We start from the raw sequence: 21,287 nt of genomic DNA, 5'->3' as shown, positions 1-21,287 counted from the left end.
AGCCGAGGTTAGCCTTTAATGGAGCCGAGCGTTAAGCCTCTGATGAAATAGCGCTGGAAAAACGGATACGCCAGCACAATCGGACCAATGCCGATCAGGGCCATTGCCATGCGGATCGTCTCCCCCGGAAGTTTGGCCAGCTCGGTGGCCGAGCCCTGGATCAGAGCACCGTTGCGGCTCAAATAGTCCGCCTGGGAGATCATTTTATACATCAGGTACTGAAGGGAATAAAGGTCTGTATCGGTGATGAAGATCATGCTGTTGAACCAGTCGTTCCAGTAATGCAGAGTGTTGAACAGCCCTATCGTGGCAAAGACCGGCAGGGACAGCGGGAAAACGATCCGGAAAAAGGTTCTCAGCTCGCCGGCCCCGTCAATTTTGGAGGCTTCGATCAATGCCGGCGGCACGGACATCTGGAAATAGGTTTTCATAATCAGCACATTGAACGGGGAGAGCAGCATCGGGACGATCAGCGCCCAGACCGAGTTTTTGAGATCGAGCACCTGCGTGTACACCATGTACCAGGGCACCAGGCCCCCGCCGAACAGCATTGTAAAAAAGATCAGAAAGGCAAAGATGCCGCGGTATTTGAAGTCCGCCCGGGAGATCGGATAGGCATACAGCGAAGAGATAAATACACTCAGAAGTGTGCCGATCACTGTGACAAAAATGGACACCCCATAGGCTTTTACAATAACGGTGTAATCCTTAAAGATATAGCTATACGCCTCCAGACTGAACTTCTCCGGGAAAAATTGATAACCGTTCAGCACAATCGTATCGTAATCGGTAATGGAGATCATGAAGACCAGTACAATCGGCAGCAGGCAGGTGATCGTCAGGATGATAAATATAAGATGGAGCAGCATATTCGTGAACTTGGAGATTTCATTATTGGTCACAGCATTTCTCTCCTCCTAATCCTTCTTTTTTTAGAAAACAGCCTGGTCCTTGTCGACCTTGCGCACGATCCAGTTCGAGCCCAGCACCAGGAAAAATCCGACCAGTGACTGATATAAGCCTGCTGCTGCGGACATGCCGAGATTGCCCATGTTGATCAGCGCATTGTAGACGTAGGTATCAATGACGAGCGTTGTCGGATAGAGTGCCCCGGAATTCAGCGTTGTCTGGTAGAACAGCCCGAAGTCGGAGCGGAAAATGCCGCCGATCGCCAGAATGGTGGTGATGATGATGACCGGTCGGATCAGCGGAATCGTGATATGCAGGATCTGCTTCCACTTGCTAGCACCGTCGATCAGTGCGGCCTCATAATACTCGGAGTCAATGCCGATGATCGCCGCGAGATAAATTACACAGCCATAGCCGACCCCTTTCCAGAGATTAATCAGCGGCAGAATGAACGGCCAGTACTTCGGCTCGGAATACCAGTTCAGCTCATTAAGCCCGAACAGGGACAGTACGCCTTTATTAATGAAACCGTATTCAACATTGAGAAAAGCGAACACGAGGTAGCTGACCACGACCATGGACAAAAAGTAGGGGAAGAACATGATGCTCTGATAAAATTTAGCAGCCAGCTTATTTCTAAGCTCATTCAGGGCAATCGCGATCGATACCGCAAAGACCAGATTGAGAATGATAAACACGAAATTGTACAGCACCGTGTTGCGGGTTATGATCCATGCATCCGAGGTGGCGAACAGGAACCTGAAGTTATCCAGTCCGACCCACGGGCTGCCCAGTATCCCGTCCACGTAATTGATATTCTTGAAGGCAATGATAATCCCGAACATCGGCAGGTAATTGTTGATGAGCAAAAAAACAACGCCCGGCAACAGCATGAGCAGCAGCACCTTATGCTTCAGCAAATGCTTGAATACGGAGCCTTTCTTGGCGGGGAGCCGCACCGGCTGGCTCTGCACCGTACTGACAGCACTCCTTTTCCCTTGAGTAATCATGACTTACGCCTCCTGATTCCATCATTCTCTCTCTTCATGTCTTAAGTGTAGCCGGAGCAGCAGATTTGCTAAATAAGACCATCTATAATAAAAGTTCGATAATCTATACAGTTTTTCATCGAGCCCCTTCTTGACTAATACGCCTAAAAAAAGAACTGTCCACCGTTATAGATTGTGGACAGCTCTTTGCACATCGTATGCCAGACTACATTCCTTACTTCTTCTCTGAGCTCAGTATCTGCTCCAGACTCTGCGCCTTCAGCGGGTCCTTCGGATCAAACCCCGGATAAATATATTCCTCATGCTTAAAAGAGTAACCTGTCGCCGCAATATCCAGCATCTGATTCAACCGGGCAGTTTCTCCGCTCAGCGCTTCATTTAAGCCCTTCTCGCCGGATATAATCTGCAGATACAGCTGCAGCCGCGGGCGGTCACCTGCATCCCTCGGCTCTATCGACACGGTGCTCGGATCATATTGGTCCATGATCTGCGGCGGGAGCGGATAGATCGAATCGACCGCCGTCGGATAGAACTCCGTGAAGTGGGCCAGGCCGGGAGCCATGTTTGGCAGATTAAGAATGCCGTCAACGACCGGCAGAGCCAGTGCCTGGTGGAACAGGATCGTCAGGAATTCTTCTGACTGCAGGAAGGTCCAGACCTTAATCGCCGCCTCACGGTCTGCGGCCGCGCTGTTCACAACGAGCGGAGAATGCGGAATCATCATTAAAGCTCCGGCCCCGCGTTTGGAGGCCTCCGTCACCGGCGGCAGTGCTACCCCCCAGTCATCCTTTGGCATATATTCCTGCAATTTCACATAGTCTTTGCTGGTTACATACATCATACCGATATTGCCGTCGGCGAACTGACGGAGGGCACTGTTGCGCTTGAGCAGAGTCTCTCCCGGATATAGGCTGCCCTGTGCCTTCATATCCAGGAGCATCTGCAGCCACGGCTTATAACCGTTCAGGTCGTAATAACCGCTCCGGTAATTATACAGATACACTCCGCTGTACGTATTCGACAGCTCCAGCCCGGTCTGCAGGCTGTACTGGCTGTCGCCGGCTGCAAGCGCGAATCCATACTTGTTCACCCCGACTCCGGCCTGGCTGATCTTACCGGCAGCCGACTTCATGTCGGCAAAGGTCACCGGCGGCAGCTCCGGATCAAGGCCGGCAATCCGGAACAGCTGCTTGTTGTAGATCAGCCGGACGGTTTCAATGCTGGAGGGCATGAAATAAATCCCGCCCTTGAACAAGGAGCTTTCCGCATAGGCCCTGGCCCAGTCCGGAAATCTGTTCATGTCCCCGGGAGTCAGCACGGAGGACAGATTAGCCAGGTACCCTTTGTTCACATAAGTAGCCAGCCAGGCATTGTCAACACTGAACACATCCGGCCCTTGTCCCGAGGTCATCAGCATATTCAGCGTATCATCATATACGTCAGTAGAAATATTCATAATACTGATCTCAATCCCGTCCGGGTTCGTTTTGTTATATTGGTTAATCGCATTCTTCACTTCCAGATTCTCCGTCCAGTCATAGAGGGCGATCCGGATCTGGGTGTGCGGCTGCTCTGCCGGAACAGGCTCGGGGGCGAAATCAACCAGCAGCGGCCGGTCATAGGCGATAGCATAGACCACCAGCCCGCAGAGCAACACAGCCATACTAAAGACGAGGATTCGTTTCATTATTACCTCCTGCGTTGACAGCGCGTCTTGGCACACCTTACAATGGATACCAGCTATTGGTTAATATCTGCCAATATTAAATATATTCCAATACTATCCGATAAATGGCAAGTGAAGATTATTCTCCGGGACGGGGGAGGATTCTACTGAAGAAATTATTTGACACTCTGTCTAAAACCCTCTTTCTGTACAATTTCAGTATACGCAGCCGGCTGATCCTCTATTTCCTGTTCCTGGTCCTGCTCCCTACGACGATTATATCCATCACCGTATACAACAAGTCCGCCGATATTATCACCCGCAATGTGAATACATCGATCGAGAACAATCTTAATCTGGTACAGGATAATCTGGACCAGAGATTCACCAGCGCCAACAATTCGATGATCGCCCTCTACCTCAATACCGAATTCGCCGACCTGATCTCCTCTAACCGCCCTACCGACAGCACCGGTATCATTAATGAATTGGCCGCCCTTAACAAAATCCTGGAGAATTTCCCGGCGAACGGAACCTCGGGAAGCAGCTTTGTGCCAATGCTTTACATGCTGAACCGTCCGGAATATACCCAGTATAATTTCTCCAGACGCGTGTTTAATATCGATCAGATCTCGCTGAAGCCCTGGTATCTGGCCATTCCGGCCAAGTCCGATTTCACCGTGGTCGGGCTCAGCTCACTGGATTCAAGATTTACTATTAAGTTCGCCAAGCGCCTGTTCGGCATCCGGCATGCCCAGCTGCCCTTTGCCGGCCTGCTTACGATTGATATTCCGGTGAGCGAATTCAGCACTCTGCTGGACCATTACAAGCCTACTCCCGGCAGCCGGATCTATATCGTTGACCAGACAGGGACCATTGCCATTAGCCCTGAGGAGAGCCTGATCGGCCAGAACATCAGCACCCGGGATTATTTCAGCAAAATAAGCCCGGCGGATGCAGACTCCGGCACCTTTCATTCCTTCCGGCACGTTATCAGCGGCGAGAAGATGCTTGTCTCCTACCAGAATATTCAGGCTACCGGCTGGACGATTCTCTCTTTCTCTCCAGTCAGCGAGCTTAACGGGGAACTGGCCTCCTTCCAGCGGGTCATGTATGTCGTGATCGGCATCTGTATGCTGGTGTCACTGACGATGGCCCTGCTGCTGTCAGAGAATATCTCTGCGCCGATCCGCAAGTTTATCCAGTCCATGTCCCATGCCGAAAGCGGGAACTTCAACATCATCATCCGCTACCGGCGCAAGGACGAATTCTCCTATTTGTTCAACCGCTACAACAAGCTGCTGCAGCAGATCAAGGCGCTGATCGACAAGCTGTATGTCACCGAGCTACGCAAAAAAGAAGCCGAGCTTAAAACGCTCCAGGCCCAGATTAATCCGCATTTTCTCTATAATACGCTGGATTCGATCAACTGGCTGGCGATCAACCATAACGTTCCCGAGATCAGCAGCATGGTGACATCGCTGTCTGACTTTTTCAGATACAGCCTGAGTAAAGGGCGGAACATCATCCCGCTGCGCGATGAGCTGAAGCAGGTGGAGAGCTATCTCGGCATCCAGCAGTTCCGATTCCAGGATAAGCTCGAGTATGAATTGGAAGACGTGGACCCCCGGTTGCTTACGGAATGCCTTGTGGTCAAGCTGAGCATCCAGCCGCTGGTGGAGAATGCGATCATTCACGGGATTCAGCAGCGCCGAGGCAAAGGAAAAATCCGCATCCGGGTGACATCCGCCCAGGAGGTCCTGTTCGTTTCCGTTTTTGACGACGGGGTCGGTGCTGATCCTGAGCGGCTGAACCTGCTGCTGACTGATCAGCAGCCCGGCAACCAGTCCTACGGCATCCGTAATGTGCATACAAGAATCCAGCAGTTTTTCGGGGAGGCCTACGGCATCCGTTATTATGCCAATCATGAGGATCCCTCCGGCCTTCTGGCCATGATCCGGTTTCCGGTCGTTACTACATGGAATGAGGTGATCGAAGATGTTGACCATGATCGTAGCGGATGATGAGCCGTTTATCCGGCGCAGCCTGATCCAGGTGTTCAAGTGGCAGGAAGAGTTCGGCATTGAGATTATCGGGGAGGCCTCAGACGGCCAGGAAGCCTATGACTTATGTATGGAGCTTAAGCCGGATATTCTGTTCACCGACATTATGATGCCTTTTCTGAACGGCCTCCAGGTCGCAGAGAAGCTGAAGGATGCGGATTGTCCTACCAAAATTATTATCATCAGCGGTGCCCAGGATTTCGCGTATGCCCAGAATGCCATGAAGGTGAACGCCGAAGGCTATATCCTGAAGCCGGTGAAGCTGGAGGAGATCAGGGAGCTTTTCCGTAAAGTCACTGACCGCATCCACCATGAACGCGACAACCGGCTGAATCTGCAGCATCTGGGTAAGCAGCTGCAGGACAACATGCCGCTAATCCGCGAGAAATTCCTGCAGAATCTGATATTCGGCTTATACCGGAACGAACAGGAAATATGGGATAAAATCACTTATTTCAACCTGCCCTTCAGGCGAGGTGACCGGTTAACAGTTGGCGTACTGGAGCTTGATGACTACCTTAGCGCTGTCGCCAGGTTCTCGGAGGAATACAAGCAGCTGCTCTACTTTTCCATCCGGAATATTATGGACGAATGCCTGGGCGCCCACCCGTGCGCAGTCAGCTTTTTGGCCGGGGAGAATGAATTCATTATGATATTCTGCTCACCGGAGGACCCTGCGGGGGAACGTCTCACCGGCCTCTGCAACAAGATTATTAGCAGCATCCGGGAATATCTGCGGCTCGACACCTCCATTGGTATCGGCCGGGCCAGCACCCTGGCTGGACAGCTCGAGGATTCCTACAAGGAGGCAACTGCTGCGCTGGCCCACAAATTTTATACCGGACACGCTTCCGTCCTGTACTTTAAGGACATTCAGCCGGATACCGAGACGCTGCAGAGTACTTTTTTCTATACATTCCATGCCCGGCTGATGAATGAGCTGAAGGCTGGCCATACGGACAATGTGATGGAGCTGCTGGATACACTGTTCACCAAACTTGCGGGCCCGCGGCTGCAAATCGATTATGTACAGAGCATCTGTGCCGAGATGATTTTCACCTCAGCCCGGACGCTCTATGAGATTGACGAGAATATTGAAGAGGTACTGAGTGACCGGATGACGATTATGGATACGCTATATACCCAGAAGAGCATTGCCGGGCTGAAGGCGTATATGCTGGAGCTTTTTCATGACCTCAGCACTTATGTGGCAGGCAAAAACACTTCCAAAAACAGCCGGGCCATCAGCCGGATCAAAACGATCGTGCAGGAAGGCTACGCCCGGGAGCTCTCCATTACCAAAATTGCCGAAGAGGTCTTCCTGACCCCCAACTATATCAGCCTGATTTTTAAGAAAGAGACCGGCGAGACGATCACCGACTATATCACCAAAGTCCGCATGGGCAAGGCCAAGGAGCTGCTGCTGACAACCGATCTTAAAGTGATGGAGATCTCCGAGCGGGTCGGTTATGAGAACCCCCATTATTTCAGTACTGTCTTCAAAAAAACAGTCGGGGTGCATCCGCTCAAATACCGCTCAGGCAAGGATAGCTCCCCCTAGTTCAGCTATTTATAGATATAGGTGCGCACTCCGATTCTGGAAAAGATGGCGTTTTGCCCGCCTTTACCTTCCTTAGGGTGATTACCTCTCATGGCGAGTGTGCTGATATAATCAAAATTCGGGTGGAGCGCCTCGTCGGTCAAATAAGCGGATGTCCGGCTGCCCGGCACTCTTTTCCGGTTCAGCGAGGTGATCATTTCCTCTGCGCTTTTGATGCCCAGTCCATGTCCATAGTAGCGGTCCGGACCCAGCATAATCGCGTTCTCCCCCTGCCACTCGGGCAAATCCGGGTCATGGTCGGGATTCCTGAAATAGACCACATCGCCCGGCTGCATCTCAAACTGCTGGAACGTGGTGATCATCTGCAGATTGCTGTCATAATTCCAGTCCCACAGGAACAGGTCGGTGAAATAGCGGTCAAACGCTTCCGCTCCAATCGCACCAATCGTTGCTTTATATAGAATCATCACCATCGCCATTGCACATTCGAAGGCATAAAGCGGCCCGTTTTCAAAAATATCATTGATCGCTGCCGATGGGCGTACCCCCGCCTTCAATTCAAATCCGCCGTTAACCGTACGGTTCCAGTATCTCGGATTGCAGCGGGAGTTCTTAAAATCGGCGAAGTCCGTTCCGCCCACACTCATTGATTTCGCCTCCGCAATGATTCCCGCCCGCATGTTCCGTTCAAAGTCTGAACCGCCGGGTGAGCCGTAGTTAATCCCCATTCTGTCAGCCCCTTTCCTGATTCATTCACAAAATATAGGTTATTGTACGTGTCAGCACTTCTGTTGGTGCGGAGCATCAAAAAAAGAGTCCAAATTCCCCTTCAGGGGAACTGGACTCTTCCTTATGAAGCCCTACGACGTGGATGCCGCATTGCCTGTATCCTCCTGAAATTGAAACCAGCTGTTCACCTGCGCCGTTTCTTCGGTGAGAATATCCAGATAGACCGAAGTGCGGTAGTCGGTTTCTTTCAGGCTTCTGCCGGTAATTTCGGCGATCCGGTTCAGCCGGTACATCAGGGTGTTGGTATGAATATGCAAAAAGGCAGCTGACTCCTTGAGATTGCCGTCCAGCGTTAAATACACGGCGATCGTCTTGAGAAAATCACTTTTATGCTCACGGTCATGCATTTTGAGCGGATGGAGCAGCGCACTGCGCCGGGTCCGGCTGCGCTTCTGTTCCATAATAGCCGGAATGTGCGCCCAAAAGCCGATCTGCTCGTAGAGCAGCAGCCCGCGGGCATGGTAGGGAAGCAGCTTCTTGATCTCCAGCACCGTCAGTGCTTCGCGGTAGGCCAGAGCGGCCGAGGTATATTCCCTGTACCCCGGACTGCAGCCGGCGGCCAGCCGGCAGCCTTCACTGCGGCTCATATCCGCAAGCAGCTTGTTCATAAAGGAGGACAGAATTTCCGCTCCCTCCACCGGAAAAACAAAAGAAAACAGCAGAATCAGCCGGTTATGCTCAGCCGTCAGGAACAGGAGACGCTGCCCGGCATTGGCGTCCATCACTTGCCGGAATCGCAGCAAAAAGTGCTCGTCGATGATCTTATCGCTTTCCAGCACCCCGATGTAGTAGCTCTCCGGCAGCAGAATCGACCAGGCTTCCGCTTCCTGGCGGATACGCGGCTCCGTATCATAATGCGAGGTCAGCAGCTTCCAGAAGAAGTCCTCGAAAGCCTTATCCTGCTTGGTCTTCCAGCCGCGCTGCTTCAGCAGGTAACGCCCGGCGATGCCGGCTGCCTTCTCGACAATCTCCTCGGCATATCCCTCGGCGAGATTTCCCCGGTCTACTACCCAGATATAGCCCAGAATCTCCTGCTGGTGCTTGATGCACATGGCCAGCCGCGGCCCGAGCCCGACCTCCATCACCGCCGGAATGCGGATCGGATGCGCCGCGTTCTCCAGCTGGTGCATGACGCCTTTTTTGCGGAGTCCGATGATGACCGTGTTCGGCACCCGTTTGCCGATAATCGTGGAGATGCGCGCAGGGTCACTCTCAAACTGATGGGAGCTGTAGCCGATGACATGGTGGTTGCTGTCCTCAATCGTCACCTGCGACTGCAGCGATTCACTAATGGTATCCGCCAAGGATTCCATGCTGTCAAAAAAACGGTCAAATGTTGGCCCTGAATCTGTCAATGTCCCCACCTCAGCCCGAAGAATAACCGAATCTTGCACGTTTAGGTGTTTACATTATATTACTCAGATTTACGGCTGACTAGGATAATATGCGAGAAAACCTGACATGAGTAGGTTCATCGACCACTACGGCTGCTTTTACCGTCTTGTCCTAAGTGCCCTTTTGCCATCAGGCCCGATTTAAATGAATTCAAAGGTATTTATACTTCTCATTCCGCCCTTCCGCCCGATTTCAGCGAATTCCGAGGTATTTATACCTCTCATTCCGCCCCTCTGCCCGATTTCAGCGAATTCAGAAGTATTTATGCCTCTCATTCCGCCAGTCCACCCGATTCCAGCGAATTCAGAGGTATTTATGCCTCTCACTCCAATAAATAAAGCCCGGTGATTACTCACCGGACTGAAGTGGAAATACCTCTCTATTCTCTTTAAGCTCCTAAATGCCAGTATGTCCTCAGGTCTGGTTCAGCGGAATGCCGACACCGCTCCCCATCTCCCGCTCATTCCCCATTCATCTATCTCATTCATCTCTCTCTGCGGGGCTTAGCACATATTAGATCAGAGTGAACTCTTGCTCTACTGCTTTCTCTACCGTGAAGTACTCTTCCCCAAGAGCTTCTGCCACGGCCTGGCAGGTGATTTTGCCGTTGGCTACGTTAACGCCGCTCTTCAGTCCGGCATTGTCTTCGATCGCCTGGAATACACCTTTATTGGCTATTTGCAGTGCATAAGGAACTGTTACGTTGGTTAGAGCAATGGTCGAGGTTTTGGCTACAGCTCCCGGCATGTTCGCTACCGAATAGTGCAGTACGCCGTGTTTCTCGAACACCGGATTGTCATGGGTAGTTACCCGGTCAATCGTTTCTACGATCCCGCCCTGGTCGATGGCTACATCGACGATCACAGAGCCCGGCTTCATGGCTTTGACCATTTCTTCAGTGACCAGCTTCGGTGCTTTTGCACCCGGGATCAATACGGCGCCAACCAGCAGATCCGCTTCAGCGACCGCTTTGGCAATGTTGTAAGGGTTCGAGATCAGCGTGCTGATCTGCGAGCCAAAAATATCATCCAGCTGGCGGAGCCGGTCTGCACTCAGGTCAACAATGGTCACCTCAGCCCCGAGGCCAATGGCCATTTTAGCTGCGTTCGTACCGACTACACCGCCGCCGATAATGCTGACCTTGCCTCTGCTAACGCCGGGAACACCGGATAACAGAATGCCTTGTCCGCCGTAGTTCTTCTGGAGGAACTGTGCGCCGAGCTGCACGGACATCCTTCCCGCCACTTCGCTCATGGGTGTAAGCAGCGGTAGTGTGCGTCCATCCACAACCGTTTCGTAACCGATAGCGAAGACACCTTTGTCTTTCAATGCGGATGCGAGGGCCGGTTCTGGAGCAAGGTGCAGATACGTGAACAGGATTAGACCCGGACGGAAGTAGCCGTATTCGCTTTCAAGCGGCTCTTTTACTTTCATGACCATTTCAGCGGCAGCCCATACAGCAGCTGCGTCTGCAATCAGCTCCGCTCCGGCTGCGGCATACTCTTCATTCAGGAATCCGCTGCCTACTCCGGCTCCGGCTTCCACGAGTACTTTATGTCCTTCAGCCACCAGACTGACCACTCCGGCAGGGGTAATCGCTACGCGGTTTTCGTTATTCTTAATTTCTTTAGGTACACCAATAATCATTGTTCATCTCTCCCGTCTTATGTGGATCTCTTATGTAAAGAATGATAACATACCAATTCCGTTTGCATTTTGGGTAAAAAGAAAAACATTATCTGCCATGATTGTGTTTTAACACAATGGAGGTGGTAAAACACAACCGTCATCTCCCGAAATTCGTTGAACCGACAAGGGTTGACAGCTACTGGCCTCAGCCCGGCACACACCAAAAAGACACCATCGCTGGTGTCCTTTGTTATATATTTCTCATTTTCCGTCTGTGAAAGCCTGGCTCATCTGCGTTATATTAACTGACACGCGTTAGCTGGATAGCACTGATAATACCGTCTCCAGCACAACATTCACACCCATTTCACATTCTTCATAGGAGGTAAGCTCTTCCTCACAGTGACTTTTGCCGTTAACGCTGGGAACGAAGATCATCGCCGACGGCAGGAATCCGGCTACGAACTGGGCATCGTGGCCCGCTCCGCTGGCCATCTTTTTATGGGAATACCCCAGCTTTACCGCCGCCTGCTCCACAAGCTCACAGACCTGCGGATTAAACCATACGGTGTCGCGGCCCCACAGCTTCGTCTTCTGAACAGAACATCCCAGCAACTCTTCCGGCAGACCGATAATAATGTCCTCAACCTGACGGACGATATCCATGTCCTTATGCCTTGCCTCCACGGTAAAAATCACCTTATTCGGAATCACTGTATGAATATTAGGCAGCACGTTCATCCGGCCCATGGTGTACACCAGCTCGGAATCAAGTACGCCCAGCTTGGCCCGCAGCTCTGTAATTAGATCAGTGGCGGCAAACAAAGCGTCCTTGCGCATATCCATCGGCGTCGTTCCGGCGTGATCCGATTCACCTGTCACTTCAATCTCATAACAGGCCATCCCGACCACACAGTCGACTAGGCCAATGGTGAGATTTTCCCGTTCCAGCACCGGTCCCTGCTCGATGTGCAGCTCCAGATAAGCCGTCGCTTCGGTGATCCGGTTGGCCTCTTCCCCGGCATAGCCGCTCGCCAGCAGCGCTTCCTCGAAGGTCGTCCCTTCAGGATCCTTCTTCTTCAGCATCACCGCCTTATCGAACTTGCCCGCGAGTACGCCGGAAGCCATCATGGAAGGCTCGAAGCGCGCACCCTCCTCATTGGTGAAATTCATTACCGTCACCGGAAGGCGCGGCGTAATGCCATGATCTACCAGAGTTCTTACCACCTCAAGTCCGGCGATAACACCGAGCACCCCGTCGAATCTGCCGCCTTTCTTCACCGTATCCAGATGGGAGCCGATCACTACCGGCGGACCCTCTTCCCTGCCGGCAAGCGTGGCATACATCGTGCCCATATCATCAATCTTCACTGTCATCCCCAGTTCTTCACAACAGGAGGTGAAATAATTCCGTACCAGTACATCCTGCTCCGAAAGCGACAGCCGGGTTACACCATTATTATCCGTACGTCCAAAATCGGCAAAAGCCTCAATGGTATTCTTCAATCGCCCGCCGTTCACCAATACCTGCTGCAGCTTCATGTTATATATCCCTCCGCTTCGGATCATCATGTTATTATTGCTTTCTATATATGTTATACCAATCCTTTTTATTGTCATTGTACAGTCTGTAATAATTATTTTTTGTAAATATTCACGTTGTGTTACAACACTGCAGAAGAGTTTGATAGAATATGAGCTATCACGAGATGAAGCTAGGATGAAAGGGGAACTGACAAATGAACACCACACTACGCAGCGGAACTGCCGAAGCTGTCATTAGCACACTGGGGGCTGAGCTGGTCAGCTTCAAAAGGCTCGATACGGACAATGAATATATCTGGAGCGGGGATGCGGAGTATTGGACAGGCTGCTCTCCGGTGCTGTTTCCGATTATTGGCGCAGCCCGGAACGGAGAGATCCGGACCGGCGGAAAGGCGTACACGATCGGCAATCACGGTTTTGCCAGACGCAGTGAATTCACACTGGTAGAAGCCACCGACACACATGCGGTCTTCTCACTCTCGCAGAATGAGCAGACGCTCGCCAGCTACCCTTATCAATTCAAGCTGTTCCTTACTTACATCCTGACCGGAAGCACGCTTGAAATCAGCTACCGCGTGGAGAATACCGATGAGCAGCAGATCTTCTTCCAGCTCGGTACCCATCCGGCCTTCAACTGCCCGGTGGATGGACAAGGCGCTATCACGGACTATTATCTGGAGTTCTCGGAACAGGAGAATCTCGAGCGCCTGTTCCTGAGCGATGCCGGTCTTGTCATCAGCGGCAAAAGCGAGCCGGTACTGAAAGGGGAACGCATTCTTCCGCTCTCCCATGAAATGTTCTTTGACGGCGCGCTGGTCTTCCGGAATGTGAAGTCAGAGCGCATTGCGCTAAGAAGCAAGCTTACAGCTAAAAGCGTAATCGTCACCTTCAAGGGCTTCCCCGATCTTGGGCTCTGGCAGCCGAAAAACGCACCTTTTGTATGCATCGAGCCTTGGCAGGGTATCGCAGATGGTGATACGTTCGATGGCGAACTGCAGGACAAGCAAGGCGTAATCGGCCTGGCACCAGGGACAACTTTCGCCAGCTCATTAACAATCGAATTTAATTAACATGCAAAAAAAAGGCCGTAGCACCCGACAGGTGACCTACGGCCTTTCTCTTTTGATATAAATTTATTGGCTAAGCGTTTCTCCGCCTTCATTCCGCACGGTGAACGTGTGATCAATGGAGGCTTCCTCAATTTCATTATACGCCCAATTTGTCACTGGAACGTCCGGCCAGGTCGGTGTTGTGACACCGTACAACGGCCCGCGTCCGAACAGCCGGTTGACAATCTTCACGGCTTCAGCGCGTGTCAGGTTCCCTGTTGGACGGTAAGTACCATCCCCATAGCCGTTGATAATGTTAGCCTTGCTTGCTGCCGCAATTTCCTTGGCAGCCCAGTGGCTGTCGGCATCCTTGAACCCGCTGGAAGTAACGGCCGCAGTGTCCAGCTTCTTAAATCTGGATGCAATAGCGGCAATTTCTCCACGGGTGATAGGAGCATCCGGCAGGAACTGGCCTTTGTCATTACCCTGCATCAATCCGGCCGCTTTGACGAATTCAATTACGCCCTTTGCCCAATGACTATCCTTCACATCCGGGAAGGAAGAGGCAGCCAACGGCGCGGATGGGTCATACCCAAGATTTCTGGCCAGAATTGCAGCCATTTCCGCACGGGTAATGGAATGGTCCGGCTTAAAGGTCCCATCGGTAAAACCGTTGATGAATGCCTTGTGACCGGCAAGTTGCTGTTGTGCAGCCTCCGCTGAGGCAAGATACTGCTCCCAGCCTTCCATGTTCAATATGGTGAATGTACTGAATTTGTTTACTTTAAACTGTAAACCCAGCTCACCTGTTTTGTAATCGACTACGGTTGCCTTAATCAGTTCCTTGTCTCCATCACTATGCTCGACGAAGATCACAAGATTCGCCAGGAAGTCCTTTCTCTCCTGGAGTCCACTTGGCAGCTGCACATCACGCAGAGGAAGCGTTAACGTAACCGGTCTGCTCTGCATATTAGTCTCAATAGTCATTGGACGGGCAACCACATCAATTTGCTTGTCCGCTGCTATTTCTCTGACAATCCGCTCAATTCTTGCCCGGTCTTCAACCTCTTTGCGCAGTGTCTGGTCCTTGATCGGTACAACATGGAAATACAAATCTTCTGTAAAATTGTCTAATGACGATTGCGGGATAAGAATTCTTACGTTCTCGGTGAAGACCTCCATGTTCACATTGGAGTCACCAAGTGTTTTAATAGCATCCTTAGGAACCTTTACATTGATGTCCGCAACCTGGTCTTTCTCATCCGGGATCATAATCCGCGCCGTATTATCCGAAGATCCGGTAATTTTCCGGACAACCTCCTCTACACGCTCTGTTGTGAAGTTGACTACATCATGCAGAATTCCACCTGTATCCTGAGTACGTTGGATGACCGTTTCCGCCAGAACAGAACCCTGGCCCAGTTGTCCTGATTCTACTTTCACGGTAATCTCCTCTGTCGATGCAGTCACAACTGGTGCTGCTGGCGTTTCTGGTGCTGGTGTTGCCGGTGCTGGCGTTGCCGGTGCTGGTGTTACTGGTGCTGGTGTTGCCGCTGCTGGCGTTGCCGGTGCTGGTGTTGCTGGCGCTGGCGTTGTCGGTGCTGGCGTTTCAGGCGCTGGTGTTGCCGGCGCTGGCGTTGCCGGTGCTGGCGTTTCAGGCGCTGGTGTTGCCGGCGCTGGCGTTGCCGGTGCTGGTGTTGCCGGCGCTGGTGTTGCCGGCGCTGGCGTTGCCGGTGCTGGTGTTACTGGCGCTGGCGTTGCCGGTGTCGGCTCTACCGTTGGTGTTACTATGGGTTCTTCTGTTGGTATTGTTGTCGGTTCTACTGTCGGTGTTACTATGGGTTCGTCCGTTGGCGTTGCTGTCGGCAGTTCTGTCGGTTCTACTGTCGGTTCTGCTGTCGGAGTCGGTGTTGCCGTCGGTTCTTCCGTCGGTGTTGCTGTTGGCGTTGGCGTAGGTTCAGGCTTGGCCTTAATAACATTTACAGTATAAGTCTTTACAGTACCGTCCTCCGCTGTGACCACAATATCAAATATATTGTCGCCTTCTACCAGATTCCCCGGCAAGGCTCCGTCTCTTCCTGTAATTTGGCTACCCGCTTTTGCATCTGCCACTACCGGGGTAAGAACGACAGAGTTCACATCACTTTCTACCTCTACCGTATAATTAGTCACTTCAGGATCAAAAGCAGGATCCAATACCCCAACATCTGTACCGATACTGCTCAAATTAGCATTGGAAGAACGTGATTCCCGGGTGAAATCCAGCTCATAGACACTTTCTGTCTTTCCATCTTGCGCTGTGACCTTCAGGTTTACGATGTTCAGGCCTTCTGCTAACTGGATAGGCATCGTTTGATCTACAGTGACACCATTGACGGTAATCCGCGCATTCAGGTCTCCTTTCACCGCATCCAAGTCTACCTGATCTACCTCATAAGGTACCGATAAGAAGTATTTGAACACTTCACTCGAGAATTCAGGATTGAGAGTCTCGGTTCCTCTCACAGAGCTGATGGTCAAATTCGCTAGAGAGGAATCCTTCGGCAGAATGGCGCGATTCACAGTAACTGTATAGGTTTTTTTGGTACTGGCATCTGCAGCGGTAACCTCTACTGTGATTTGATTCGTCCCTTCATCCAGTGTCACACGGCTTCCAGTTACACCTGCAGAAGCTCCGTTCTTTTTCAGGGTGTAGTTTGCTTCCCAGTTATTAGTATTAATCCAAAAATCCATGCTATCCACACTGTTATCCACTTGGACAGAATAATCACTGATGCCTTGCTGGAATTCTGGTGTTAATTCGCCAGGAGAAACGAACAGATTATACAGCGAAGCATCTGTATTCGGGTTTCTCACCAGATTAATGGTATACATCTTCATGCTCCCGTCTTGCGCTGTAACTCTAACTTCAATTACATTCAGTCCTGTAGTCAAAGGCACAGCATTCAGATCTTCGATCCATACCCCATTCACAAATACGGATGTGCTCGAATTCGCATCATCAACAACCGCACTGAGCTTGGATACAGATACTTCATCTTCAACAGTCCCGGTATAGCTTAAAGTGTCTTGAATCGGCGTAAGAGCAATCGCATTGTCCGATAAGTCCTTCATCGTTAACTCTAGTAAATTCGCATTCGACGAAGCCGCACGGACGATGGTTACCGTGTACTCCTTGGTAGTTGATTGATCAGCAGCCGTAACGACTACTGTAACTTTATTCTCACCAACAACCAATTGCAGCGGCACACCCCTTGCAGACTGAAGCCCGTTGATGGTATAGGTGGCCTGCGGATCGCTTGTAGTCGCAGCAACGGTCATGCTGGTAATATTGTTTGCTATATATTCGTAATAGGTCGAAGTTGCACGGTCAAATCCGCCGGACAGCGGCTTGCCGGACAGGGTAATATTGGTTAAATCCGCATCGGACGAGGCTTCGCGGACAATCGTCAATACATAATTCTTTGAAGTTACCCCATCTTCAGCTGTGACTTGAACATTGAATTCGTTAACTCCCACTTGCAGATTGACCAATCTTGGCTGGGCACCCGCAATCAAGTTGCCGTTGAGACTAACCGTTGCCTGGAGTTCCTCAGGAGTTGGCGTTATCGTAAGCTCAGATACCTGGTTAGCTACGGTAACGGCATACCCGGTTTGATTCTTGTCATACACAGGATTGAGCACGCCTTTTGAAAGGACCAGATTGGACAGATCCGCATTGGAAGATGCCTTCCGGATAATATTGATAAGGGTCGTTTTCTCACGGGCTCCGCTCTGTGAGGTAACAACGATCTTGACCGTGTTCAGCCCGACACTTAAGCTTTTGGTGAAGGCTGTATTGTCCTGATGTGCATTCCCGTCCACAGACAGGCTTGCCGCAGCGTCCAGCAGCTTAGGAGTGACACCCAGTGAAGAGACCTGATAAGGCACTTCAACCGAATAACCGGTTTCATTGTTGTTGAATGCCGGTGTTAAAGTTCCTGAAGAAACGCTTAATCCGGACAGATCTGCAACATCCGAAGGAGCACGCAGAATGACCAGGCTGTAGACCTTCTTCGTTATTCCGTCCTGTGCCGTTATTTCGATCTGATACTTATTGTTCCCTGCAGCAAGATCAGTAATGGAGAAAGGCGTTCCACTCGGGTGAGCTATGCCGTTCACTTTTAATTCTGCATCTGCTGCCGCTGTCGGGGTGAACTCTGCAGTCGTTACAGCATTGGCAACTTTCAACGTGTAGTCGGACTGGTTGGTATTAAAGATGGGCGATAGACCCGCCGGTGAAGCGGTTAGATTGGTCAGACTGGCATCGCCAGACAGCTTTCTGACAATCGTAACCGTATAGGTTTTTTGAGTCTTGCCGTCTTCTGCGGTAATGACCACGGAAATCACATTCTTTCCGTAGGCTAAGCTTACATTTCCAGTCGCATTAGCGGATTCCGTAGAGCCAATGTTTGCCCCGTTTAATGTTGCTGCCGCAAATAGACTGGATTTGATTACATCTACTTTAATCGAACTCACATTATTCTCGACTGTCGCGGTATAGCTGCCGGTATTGCTGCTGTAGGCCGGAGACAGGGCAATGGGTTGTCCACCGCTCAAGTTAGACAAGGCCAGCCCGTCCGCTGCAGCCAGATCAGCATCATTTCCCGGATAGCGGATCAAATCAAGCTGATATTCCTTAAAATTGGTTGAGAATTTATCAGCTACTTTGATTTTCACCGGCTTATACACACCCACTGCCAGGCCGCTTACAGTAAACGTCGGGTAGGCTCCCGATACGGTTACTCCAGAACCATTGTCGGCATAGGCGGTTACATTTACATCAGCGGGATTCACCGCTGCTACATTTATATCGATGCTATTGTTCGGGCTGTTTCCGCTTTTGTTGGGTACATGAACTTTGTTGTAGATAATCCCGCGGTTAAAGGCAGGTGTCATCACACCTACAGAAGGCGTAATGGATTTAAGGTCAAATTTTCCGGCCACAACACTCAGCAAAAAGCTACTTTTGCTTGAAGTAGTTCCATCATTTACGGTGACGGTGACGGTAGAGGTACCTGTCATGTTTGCTGTCGGAGTCAGATTAATGTTCCTATCCGTGCCTTCGCCTGAAAATGTGATATTGGCATTCGCCAAAAGAGACGTATTGGACGAGGTCGCAGAAAGCGTAAGCACATCTCCGGCGTCCACATCTGTCAATTTAAACGGCTTCGATACAGGGGTATTGACTGATGTCACCAGATTGGAGTTGAACCCTATACTGGACTGCCATTTCCCGCTGATGATATTTCCGTTCCTTACGCCTGTAGAGGAGTCCTTGGCTACCGCTCCATCGTTAGCATTATTGAACTTATAATTAACCATCAGATTAGCCTCAGATCCCGTAAGGCTGGTGTTCATCTGGCTTTCAATCTCCGCCTGGGTCTTAGCCTTTTTCCATATCCGGTAATCCCTCATACCGCCAACATAATTGGCATCCTGGGACCATGTACTCTCACCGATAAAGTTATAAGGTCTCGGCAGATTAGAGTTCTGGGCACTGGCATTCGCCATATCGGTGAGATCCATAAAACCGCTGCCTTTCAGAATCCCATTCCAATAGATATAGGCCTTTTTCTCTACAGCGTTGTAAACAGCGGCTACATGAACCCATTGGTTCAAAGGCAGCTGCTCTGTCGTTTTTACCATATAGGCCTTAATTCTCGCCCCCTTTTGCGGTAATGCTTCAAGGGCTATCCTCCCCGTACTTCCTTCAAATGTAAGATGTAAATTAAAGTTATCAGGTCCATACGAAGTATCGAAAATACGGGCCCACGTTGGAGCACTGCTGGCATTTACCCAGGTTTCGATCGTAAGTGAATTGGTATATATGTTTAGATCCGGAATCGTAACATATCCTTTACCGTCAAAATCAAGATAAGTACTACCGCTGGACTCTGAAATATAAGGAGCGTCGTTAACAGGTGTAACCACGATCTGCGCAGCTTGCTCCAGTTCACTATAACTCCCCGTATCCCCGGTATATTCAGCGCTTACATTTACATAATTACCGCTATACTCTCCTGAAGCAAGCCAGCTGCGGTACTTGATTTGCGTAGTCCCATTCCAGTCCTTCTTCGGAACAAAACGGATCATCACATCTCTGCCGAAGACGGCAATCTTGCCAGAACCTGGTGCCACAATAGACAACCATAACCCCCCGGCATTATACTGCCATTGCCCGTTGCTATTATCCACTTCGGAAATGCCAATCCCATTGCTATTTATGAGTGAAACGTATTTCCCGGCAGGTTCCAGCGTATCTTCGATGATTGTATCAAGTGGGCCTGAAGCCTGTGCCCGGGCAACGTATGGTATACCATAGAAATTACTGATGATCAGGATAAAAACTAATGCCACGATCAAATGTCTTGATCTCTTTTTTATTTTCACAAACTCAGCCCCATTTATCTAAGATGTAATGCTAGAAACCCATAACGTCCCTATCCTCCTTATTGTAAAAATACTTATAATTTAATATATCGGATTTTTAAGTAGCGCAGTTTATGTCGAATTAATAGGATTTATTGTTAAATACAAAAAAAATTTACTGATTTCGTTCTTTTCGTTGCTGCCGGTGATATCCAATAAGTAAACTAAAGTAGTATATACAACCTTTTGATGCCAATAGTAAGCTTAAGTTAGCTTATAATCCCAAGTGAGATTTATAGACATAAGATGGGAGAATTGGATAAGGGAGTGGAGTATATGCAAGGATTGTCAGTGGCTATCTGCACAAGGAACCGGGTACAGGACCTGACACGGTGCATTCATTCTATAACTAAGCAAAGCATAGGCCAGACCTACCCTATAGAAGTCATTATTATTGACGACGGTGAAATACCCAAAGAAGTATTGAACGAATATGAGGCTTTACTCGCTGCCAGCGGTTATCCCCTGATTTACTTCAGCAAAACGACAGACCGGGGACTATGGATGTCGCGGATCAAGGCTGTGGAGCTGTCCACCATGGATAAAATCCTCTTCCTCGACGATGACGTCGAAATCCCCGGTCATTATTTGGCCACTTTATACCAAACCTACCTCGATCATCCGAATTGTGCAGGAGTCGGCGGCGTCGCCATCGGAATGCGCAACAGTTTCCTCGGCACCATCCGCTGCCTTCTGTCCTTCCAGCAATCTCTCTCGAGCGGCAAGCTCTCCTTAAGCGGCCAAGCCGGATCCATGTACAACTGGCACAAAGCGAGGAAAATCTTCAAGACCGAATTCCAGCACGGATGCAACATGTCTTTCAAAAAAGAGGCCATCCGCGATCTGCAGCCTGTCCCCTGGCTCAAAAGCTACAGTGTCGGCGAAGATATTCTTATGTCCCGAATCGCCCGCAGGACCGGACCTCTCTATATCAATCCTGAACTGAAACTCTTGCACCACGAATCTCCAGCCTCCAGGGACAATCTTGAGGACGTGGCCTATACAAGGGTGCTTAACCATGTACATCTGCTGAAAGACGAACGTTCGGGGCCGATCGGCTACCTTGCCCTGATCTGGACCACGCTCTATCTCATTCTGCGGGAGCAGCCCAAGAAGAATTTCCCCGCTATCCGAGGCTACAAAAAAGGGCTGAGGGAAATTTTCTCCAGACAGACGGCCCGTTAAACCACTTCCGCTTCA

12 protein-coding genes are annotated in these 21,287 nt (G+C 50.5%); 4 read left to right on the top strand and 8 right to left on the bottom strand.

Translation table 11 applies throughout. The features are described 5' to 3' along the window. Positions 1–8 precede the first annotated feature (8 nt). The 3 genes from L6H70_RS23485 to L6H70_RS23475 form a co-directional block, all read right to left on the bottom strand. Positions 9–902 carry a carbohydrate ABC transporter permease gene (locus tag L6H70_RS23485; protein ID WP_236336574.1) on the bottom strand — a complete coding sequence of 298 codons (894 nt, stop codon included), beginning with the start codon at positions 900–902 and terminating at the stop codon, positions 9–11. A gap of 30 nt (positions 903–932) precedes the next feature. Beyond that, entirely contained in the window at positions 933–1,919 is a 987-nt protein-coding gene (locus L6H70_RS23480; RefSeq protein ID WP_236336573.1) for an ABC transporter permease, read from the bottom strand. Between the two features lie 214 nt (positions 1,920–2,133). Then, positions 2,134–3,606 (bottom strand): ABC transporter substrate-binding protein, encoded by a 1,473-nt coding sequence (locus tag L6H70_RS23475; protein WP_236336572.1) that lies wholly within the window; start codon positions 3,604–3,606, stop codon positions 2,134–2,136. Between the two features lie 104 nt (positions 3,607–3,710). On the opposite strand from L6H70_RS23475, the gene L6H70_RS23470 reads away from it, so the two are divergent. Beyond that, complete coding sequence (locus L6H70_RS23470) at positions 3,711–5,609, top strand: cache domain-containing sensor histidine kinase (RefSeq protein WP_236336571.1); 1,899 nt, start codon at positions 3,711–3,713, stop codon at positions 5,607–5,609. Continuing rightward, positions 5,584–7,209 carry a response regulator gene (locus L6H70_RS23465; RefSeq protein WP_236336570.1) on the top strand — a complete coding sequence of 542 codons (1,626 nt, stop codon included), beginning with the start codon at positions 5,584–5,586 and terminating at the stop codon, positions 7,207–7,209. Before L6H70_RS23470 ends, L6H70_RS23465 begins: the two co-directional genes overlap by 26 nt. 5 nt (positions 7,210–7,214) lie before the next feature. On the opposite strand, the gene L6H70_RS23460 is transcribed toward L6H70_RS23465, so the two are convergent. From L6H70_RS23460 to L6H70_RS23445, 4 genes are all read right to left on the bottom strand, one after another. Continuing rightward, positions 7,215–7,937 (bottom strand): protein-glutamine gamma-glutamyltransferase, encoded by a 723-nt coding sequence (locus L6H70_RS23460; RefSeq protein WP_236336569.1) that lies wholly within the window; start codon positions 7,935–7,937, stop codon positions 7,215–7,217. 132 nt (positions 7,938–8,069) lie between these two features. After that, the gene (locus L6H70_RS23455) at positions 8,070–9,353 is read right to left on the bottom strand and encodes a PucR family transcriptional regulator (protein ID WP_236336568.1); all 1,284 of its coding nucleotides are present in this window, start codon (positions 9,351–9,353) and stop codon (positions 8,070–8,072) included. 553 nt (positions 9,354–9,906) lie between these two features. After that, positions 9,907–11,040 carry an alanine dehydrogenase gene (ald, locus tag L6H70_RS23450; protein WP_236336566.1) on the bottom strand — a complete coding sequence of 378 codons (1,134 nt, stop codon included), beginning with the start codon at positions 11,038–11,040 and terminating at the stop codon, positions 9,907–9,909. Positions 11,041–11,337: 297 nt separating this feature from the next. Then, positions 11,338–12,564, bottom strand: coding sequence for a Zn-dependent hydrolase (locus tag L6H70_RS23445; RefSeq protein ID WP_236336565.1), 1,227 nt, complete (start codon positions 12,562–12,564; stop codon positions 11,338–11,340). 197 nt (positions 12,565–12,761) lie between these two features. On the opposite strand from L6H70_RS23445, the gene L6H70_RS23440 reads away from it, so the two are divergent. Further along, on the top strand, positions 12,762–13,637 hold the full coding sequence (locus L6H70_RS23440) for an aldose 1-epimerase family protein (RefSeq protein WP_236336564.1): 876 nt from the start codon (positions 12,762–12,764) through the stop codon (positions 13,635–13,637). Between the two features lie 63 nt (positions 13,638–13,700). On the opposite strand, the gene L6H70_RS23435 is transcribed toward L6H70_RS23440, so the two are convergent. Further along, the gene (locus L6H70_RS23435) at positions 13,701–20,015 is read right to left on the bottom strand and encodes a cadherin-like beta sandwich domain-containing protein (protein WP_236336639.1); all 6,315 of its coding nucleotides are present in this window, start codon (positions 20,013–20,015) and stop codon (positions 13,701–13,703) included. Between the two features lie 348 nt (positions 20,016–20,363). On the opposite strand from L6H70_RS23435, the gene L6H70_RS23430 reads away from it, so the two are divergent. Further along, positions 20,364–21,272, top strand: a complete 909-nt coding sequence (locus L6H70_RS23430) for a glycosyltransferase family A protein (RefSeq protein ID WP_236336563.1) — start codon at positions 20,364–20,366, stop codon at positions 21,270–21,272. Positions 21,273–21,287 lie beyond the last annotated feature (15 nt).

This window comes from Paenibacillus auburnensis, assembly GCF_927798115.1.
Taxonomy (GTDB): Bacteria; Bacillota; Bacilli; order Paenibacillales; family Paenibacillaceae; genus Paenibacillus_AQ; species Paenibacillus_AQ auburnensis.
Note: the sequence above shows the minus strand (reverse complement) of the source record. Positions and strands in the feature narration are given on the sequence as shown.

What these genes read in the sequence shown, in the direction of transcription:
- L6H70_RS23480 (WP_236336573.1), bottom strand. Translation starts at nt 1,919, where the DNA reads ATGATTACTCAAGGGAAAAGGAGTGCTGTCAGTACGGTGCAGAGCCAG.
- L6H70_RS23475 (WP_236336572.1), bottom strand. Translation starts at nt 3,606, where the DNA reads ATGAAACGAATCCTCGTCTTTAGTATGGCTGTGTTGCTCTGCGGGCTG.
- L6H70_RS23470 (WP_236336571.1), top strand. Translation starts at nt 3,711, where the DNA reads ATGGCAAGTGAAGATTATTCTCCGGGACGGGGGAGGATTCTACTGAAG.
- L6H70_RS23465 (WP_236336570.1), top strand. Translation starts at nt 5,584, where the DNA reads ATGTTGACCATGATCGTAGCGGATGATGAGCCGTTTATCCGGCGCAGC.
- L6H70_RS23460 (WP_236336569.1), bottom strand. Translation starts at nt 7,937, where the DNA reads ATGGGGATTAACTACGGCTCACCCGGCGGTTCAGACTTTGAACGGAAC.
- ald (WP_236336566.1), bottom strand. Translation starts at nt 11,040, where the DNA reads ATGATTATTGGTGTACCTAAAGAAATTAAGAATAACGAAAACCGCGTA.
- L6H70_RS23445 (WP_236336565.1), bottom strand. Translation starts at nt 12,564, where the DNA reads ATGAAGCTGCAGCAGGTATTGGTGAACGGCGGGCGATTGAAGAATACC.
- L6H70_RS23440 (WP_236336564.1), top strand. Translation starts at nt 12,762, where the DNA reads ATGAACACCACACTACGCAGCGGAACTGCCGAAGCTGTCATTAGCACA.
- L6H70_RS23430 (WP_236336563.1), top strand. Translation starts at nt 20,364, where the DNA reads ATGCAAGGATTGTCAGTGGCTATCTGCACAAGGAACCGGGTACAGGAC.